Origin of the sequence: Dulcicalothrix desertica PCC 7102 (assembly GCF_003991905.1) — a bacterium.
Taxonomy (GTDB): Bacteria; Cyanobacteriota; Cyanobacteriia; order Cyanobacteriales; family Nostocaceae; genus Dulcicalothrix; species Dulcicalothrix desertica.
Window position 1 is genome coordinate 539,607 of sequence record NZ_RSCL01000003.1, and the last position, 6,683, is coordinate 546,289.

Here is a 6,683-nt window from a genome sequence, read left to right on the forward strand (position 1 = left end):
TATAATATTCTGTACATGAAATACAAGTTGATTGATTTATTTGCAGGCGCCGGCGGGTTAACTACAGGGTTTCATCTGGCAGATTTTGAATCATTGTGTGCCATTGAGGTTGATAAAAAAGCTTTGGCAACATATAAGCATAATTACCCAGGTGCAAAAATAGTTAATGAAGATATATGTAAAGTAAATCCAAGAGAATTACGTCAATGGCTTGGTTTACAATCAGAAGAATTGACGGTAGTTATTGGTGGGCCACCTTGCCAAGGGTTCTCTAGAAATATTCCTGCGGGTTGTCGTAGTCTTGATGAGTCTCGCAATCAACTTTACAAAACTTTTTTAGAGTTTGTAGAAGAGTTCCGACCGATTTATGTAGTAATGGAAAATGTACCTGAAATCTTAAATGCTTATAAAGGTATAGTCAGGTATGAAATTACTAAGCAACTAGAGTCATTCGGTTATAAAGTTGCTTCCGCTTCATTGAATGCTGCACATTATGGAATACCCCAAACAAGAACGAGAGCTTTTTTTATTGCCAGCTTAGATAAAACACCTTGTTTTCCTAAACCTACGCATTCAGAAGAAAAATCTATGAAGCAACTTAATTTATTTGATAATGGCATTTCTTCAATTGTTACAGTCAGGGATGCAATTGGAGATTTACCACCATTAGATGCAGGACAAGAATATAGCGAAGATAATTATCCATCACAGGTAAATAGTATATATCAAGCTATGATGCGCTCTGAAAGTACAAAACTTGTAAATCACGTCGCTCGTGCTTTAAGTCCTGTTCAAATAGCAAGAGTTCGTGTTTTAAAAGAAGGGCAAGATGCAAAACATTTACCACCAGAACTGGCGCCTAAAAAACATTACAGTGGCGCCTATGGTAGATTATATTGGGATAAACCAGCGAGAACAATTACAAGATGGGTGTTTCATCCAGGTTCAGGTAGATTCTTCCATCCCACACAAGATAGAACTATAACAATACGCGAAGCAGCAAGGTTACATTCATTTCCCGATAAATTCCACTTTTTAGGTACATATACAGAAATGTCCTCTCAAATTGGAGAATCTGTACCTCCTCTTCTCGCTAAAGCTATAGCTAAGTGTCTAATTCAGGATTGTCATTAGGTGTATTATTATATTGTTCGCGCAAAGCAGCAATCATAGTTTCCACATACCTATCCGGTTCAAGACGAACTCGCTCAATATTTATAATTACTATATCTAGAGGAATCGTGCGCGCTCTAAAAAGCTGCTTTTGATTTTTATACCAAATGAGTTCCGCTTTACCTGCAATACTTCCTTGTAAACCTGCTCCATCTTTACCTGTAATTCTATCTACAGTCCAAGCCCAAGAAAAGGCATCTGAGTCAAGCGGTTCAAGTAAATATTCGCAGTAAGCATAAATAGTACCTCTAATTGTTTTTAAAAGTATACCTTCGTAACTATTAGTTACATTCTGCGCTGACTTACTGGTAATAATTTTATCATTCCAATGTTTAATAATAGCTGCTCCTAACTCTTGTGGAGAAGAACGTTCTGTTAAATCAGGAAAACCAAGCTGAACAGCTTTTTTAATTACATCTGCTCTTTGAATGACAAAAAAAAATGTGCTACCGGGATTAATGTTATTAAGTTGAAGAGATTTTAGCGACCATCCTGTCTGAGTTGCCATATCAACAGCATCGTAAAGAAGTTTGCTACGTCCGAAAGCTGGGTCAGAAAGAGAAATATCTTTTACATAATGAAAAATTGCTTCCCAAGCATAGTCCTCTATTGAACCAATAATAGGAGATGCAATTGTTGCAATAATAGCTTTCCTCAATCTCGATATTTCATTTTCCGTCAGCACTCAAAAACTCCTCCATTATTGTTTAGTATACATTTTCAGCAAACCAACGTCTAATTTACTCAAATTGATAACGATATTCATCATCAAATTGTTTTATTAATTACCATTATAATAATAAGTACTGAAGCTTGAGCATTTTGTACTGATTTAAACAAGTTATCATCAGCACACCTACAGCAAATCTCAGGTATATGAGGTATACATATAATACCCAAAATCTTTGTTCTTACGTTATACTAATAACGGCTGAAAACTATACTTTTAAAGCAAGCGAAAATCTTTAAGATGCTACCCTGCGGGAAAACTGCGTTAACGTCCCTCAACATGACAAAAATCTAAATTTTACCCGTTCGCAGTATACATGTGACATCTCTACATGTATTTCATAATCTTTTAGACAGGGATTTGTATTATAAATTCGGCGCCTTTTCCAGGTGTAGAAATGCACTTCAAGCTACCATGATGTTTTTCTGTAACAATTTGGTAGCTGATAGCTAAACCCATGCCAGTACCTTTACCTACAGGTTTAGTTGTAAAAAATGGATCAAAAATAGATTGTTGTATGTCATCAGCAATTCCTATTCCGTTATCAGCTATAGTAATTTGTATGTAGTCTCGTTTATCGTGTTGCACTACTTTTGTTTTGATAAGTATTTCAGGATTTGTAGTAATTATATTTTTTTCAAAGGCTTCTTCTATAGCATCGATAGCATTATTAAATAAATTCATAAATACTTGATTTAATTGTCCAACATAACATTTTATTTCTGGAATATGTTCATATTTTTTAATAATTTTAATACCTGGGAAATTCAGTTTTGATTGTAGTTTATAATTAATTAAGGCCAGAATACAATCAATATTATTGTGTAAGTTGACTAATTTATACTCAGCTTCATCCATACGTGAAAAAGTTCGCAGCGATTCTACTATTCTACGAATTCTTTGCACTCCATTTGTCATAGAGTTGAGAAGCTTGGGTATGTCTTGTTGCAGAAACTCCAAATCTACTTCTTTTAAGGCGCCGTTAATTTGTTCAGGAGGATTTGGATAGTTACTCTGGTACAATTTTATCAGATAAATTAAATCTTGAATATATTCTTCAGTACAAGAAATGTTACCATAAATAAAACTCACAGGGTTATTAATTTCATGGGCGATACCAGCAACTAAGTTTTCTAAACCTGACATTTTGGCATTTTGTACTAACTGAGTTTGAGCAATTTTGAGTTCTTTTAAAGCATCTTGAAGTTCTTGGGCAGAAGCGCGAATTTTTAACTCATTTGCAGTCATTGTTTGGATATTAATGGAAATTTGCTGCGCCATATAATTAAGTTCTTTCTCTAAAATACCAATTTCGTCACGACGTTTACTTATCTGAAGACGAACGTGTAATTCTCCACGACCAATAGATTGAGCAAATTTGGTTAACTCTGTAATTGAGCGAGAAAAAGCATTTGCTCCAGGTATGGCAATTATGATTGCAAGTAAAATAAATCCACCACCAATACTGTAACCAGTCAGAGCCAAACTGTTTAGAGTCTGTTGCACCTTTGTTTCTGGATTTCCAACATAATAAATACCAATTGGCTTTGCTTGAGTATTATTAATTTGGTCGTAGTGACTGTAAATTGGAGCATAAGCAGCACGATAAGATTTTCCAACGATGTTAACTTGACCCATAAATGTTTGTTTACGCTCAAGTACAGCTTCTGCTACTTTTCGTGCTACACGGGTACCAATAGCTCTGGTTTTACCATCATTATTTGGGACGTTAGTACTAACACGCCAATCGTAAGCAAATAATGTTGCAGTTGTGACTCCTGAAACTTTTGTGATTTGGTCAACCAGTTGATAATTGCGATTTAGTAGTGTTCCAACTACAACTGTTCCAACAACTCGACCGTTGATTGTTATTGGTTGAGCAGCAAGTATTGATAAACCGATACGAGCATTATCAGTATCATAAGTACCTATAGGAAAAGGTTGCTGCGAGATAGTAAGATTATTAATAGGTTGCCGACGATAACCAATATTTGCCTGTATATCTAGTCCAATTTTTTCCAAAAATTGACGTGGGAGAATTTCTATACCTGATAAAGAACGCTGTTGTCTTAATGCATGATTCACTATTTTTATATCAGCAGTATTTATACCTGTTGGAACGGTAATATATCGATAGATGGTTGTTACAGGTTTATTTTTTAGATTCACTAAATCATCATTAAAATTCGATATAGCTCGAATATTATGAGCAATAGTTCGTCCTTCATTATCGGTGAATAAATAAAAACTTGGTTGATATTTGGAATCAATAGGATTATTGATAATATTTTCTAATAATTCTTTTTTTTGAACAAGTGCGTCAGGGTTCGTTGTATCAATTTCTGCTTGCTCTAATCTTTGCTGTAAGGCTTGAGCATTAACTTGATAATCATTTTTAACTTGTTGAATATGGTATTGAAAATCAGCTAAACCTTTATGGAGCGATTTGGTTTCGCTTTCTTCCAATTCATTTCTAGCAACAATAATAATTCCTTGTGTTGCCAAAATCGTTGGTAAAGCAGCACTAAGTATTAAGAGTATTGACAATTTAAACTGGAAACTCCTGTTTTGCCAGTAATCTGTCAATCCTTGTAAGAGTGGGTTTTGGGAATATTTAAGTATTAATCGGTAGCAAGAGCTAGAGAATTTACGCCAAATCATGATTTTTAGCTGGTTTAAAATAATAAAGACTATCATTCTTTCTTATTTTTCCACGAAAATAGACAAATGTAACAAATATAACCATGATTATTATGTATAGTACCAATGTTACAAGAGCGTATGGGCATTCACGGGTTAGGCATAATATCTTTTAATATCCAAGAGCCATTACTTTCTTCTGGAATTAGCTTTGCTTCCCAGTTTGTGCTATAATCTATATTCCAAGGTTTGGCAATTGAATTCATTCTGTCAAGTGCAAAAATATCTGCATCGGAATAATGTTGTTTATCGTTGGCTTGGTTGAGCATCGCTGTAAAAAATTGTTCAACGGCGCCGTGTCCTTTGTTGACTCCAGGAATATCAGGAAACTGTGTATAAAAGGGAAAGTCTATTATAAAAGATTCGTCGGCAGTTCTGGCGCGGTCTTGGGCGCCGAATCCACTACCGTAAAAAGCCCAAGACCAGCGTGAATTATCACTAAAGTTAGTTTGTTTATACTTATTGCCTCCTATTTCTAAATTACCTGGGTCTAAGGCAATAATTCGGTTAATACCTCTTGTAATATCAGCAGCTATAGATGATGCAACGTAGCTACCAAAGCTGTGACCAATTAAATTAATATTTGGTGTAGTTATTCCAAATTGTTTTAGAATATTAGTAGTCCAAGTCGCAGCAGCATCAATCCATGAAAGAGCAATTACAGGGTTTGGAACATTAAAATCTCCACGGTAATTTATTCCTGGAGAATAAGCAGCACTTCTCCAGTCTAAAACCAGTACTTGGTCATTAGGAGAAAAGCCATCAACTGATGAAGCTAAATTTTTAATATCTGTTAGCTGGTCAAGTATATCTCCTTTGGGTAAATTCATTTGTAAACCATGAATAACTATCCATGTACTTTTGTTTGGGTTGAAAGTCTTAGAAATACCATCAGCCCATTCAATGCTAATATCATGTGATTCTATGCCCAGTAAAGTGTTACCAGTGATAGTCCCTTGTAACTTTAGCCAAGGATAAAGGCTTTGGAATTCATCGTTTTTATCAAAACTAGCACCATTAAGGCGTAATGGATAATTTGTTATATTTAAGCTAGATTCGATATTAAGTGTGCTTATATAATTCGTGAAATGATTATTTTGGTTACCTAACATAGCTGCACCTCGTCTATATTATGATAATTACGCAACCGGGACATAAAAACTGTAGGGTGCGTGACGCTACGAAAAAAATTCACTACCTGCAATAAGACTTGTAGCCTGATCGCACCTATTCATAATTTCCACTACATCTTTTGCGGTTATCATCAAAAGTAAGTCGCTAGTATGAATGTCAAAAGCGTAAGGTCAGTGATATACTTTATCCTGTATGGCAGTTCCGTATCCTAATATCCCATCACTATGACCCTGGAGCAACGCTTTTTTACTCTCTCTCCGGATATATACTGTATTGTAGGTATGGACGGTTTAATTATTCAGGTAAATCCGGCTTTCGAGAAAATATTAGGGTTTACCAAAGAAGAAGTGTTGGGACAATCGTATATTGGGTTTGTACATGAAGATTCGGCGCCTGCAACGGTTGAAGCATTTTTAACACTCAAACTCGGTATTGCTGCTCGTTATCATAATCGTTACAAATGTAAAGATGGTTCCTACAAGTGGGTTGAATGGATTGTAGAGCCAGTTTTAGAAGAAGGGGTAATGTATGCATTAGGGCGGGATTTTACAGAGCTTCATCAGGTGCTTGAGGAACGAGAGCGCTTTTTTTCTGTAGGCGCCGACCTTCTTTCTATCGGAACTTTTGACGGTTCTCTTACTTGGGTAAGTCCATCATGGCAGAAAACACTTGGTTGGACAACTGAGGAGTTAACGAGCCATCCCTGGCTTTATTTTGTTCACCCTGAAGACCATGAAAAAACTTTAAGTGCAGGTACTGAACTTATTGCGGGAGTCGAGTTAGTATCGTTTGAAAACCGTTATCGTTGTAAAGATGGCAGTTATCGCTGGATAAGTTGGAGGTCTCGCCCATTTGTTTCAGAAAGATTAACTCATATCTTGCACCTACCGCATAAACCCATAAATTCAAAATAAAAACTGTAAAATTGCAACAGTAGATAAATAGC

Annotated in this window: 5 protein-coding genes; 2 read left to right on the top strand and 3 right to left on the bottom strand. The window is 35.7% G+C overall.

Annotation, left to right across the window (positions count from 1 at the left end):
- Positions 1-15 precede the first annotated feature (15 nt).
- On the top strand, positions 16-1,134 hold the full coding sequence (locus tag DSM106972_RS09160) for a DNA cytosine methyltransferase (RefSeq protein ID WP_127080392.1): 1,119 nt from the start codon (positions 16-18) through the stop codon (positions 1,132-1,134).
- On the opposite strand, the gene DSM106972_RS09165 is transcribed toward DSM106972_RS09160, so the two are convergent.
- The 3 genes from DSM106972_RS09165 to DSM106972_RS09175 all read right to left on the bottom strand — a co-directional run bounded on the left by DSM106972_RS09165 (position 1,106) and on the right by DSM106972_RS09175 (position 5,715).
- Entirely contained in the window at positions 1,106-1,858 is a 753-nt protein-coding gene (locus tag DSM106972_RS09165; protein WP_127080393.1) for a hypothetical protein, read from the bottom strand. The genes DSM106972_RS09160 and DSM106972_RS09165 overlap by 29 nt on opposite strands.
- A gap of 393 nt (positions 1,859-2,251) precedes the next feature.
- Positions 2,252-4,564, bottom strand: coding sequence for a sensor histidine kinase (locus tag DSM106972_RS09170; RefSeq protein ID WP_186538784.1), 2,313 nt, complete (start codon positions 4,562-4,564; stop codon positions 2,252-2,254).
- A gap of 128 nt (positions 4,565-4,692) precedes the next feature.
- Positions 4,693-5,715 carry an alpha/beta hydrolase family protein gene (locus DSM106972_RS09175; protein WP_127080395.1) on the bottom strand — a complete coding sequence of 341 codons (1,023 nt, stop codon included), beginning with the start codon at positions 5,713-5,715 and terminating at the stop codon, positions 4,693-4,695.
- A 246-nt stretch (positions 5,716-5,961) separates the two neighbouring features.
- Between DSM106972_RS09175 and DSM106972_RS09180 the strand changes: the two genes are divergently transcribed.
- Positions 5,962-6,651 carry a PAS domain-containing protein gene (locus DSM106972_RS09180; RefSeq protein ID WP_127080396.1) on the top strand — a complete coding sequence of 230 codons (690 nt, stop codon included), beginning with the start codon at positions 5,962-5,964 and terminating at the stop codon, positions 6,649-6,651.
- The last annotated feature ends 32 nt before the right edge of the window (positions 6,652-6,683 follow it).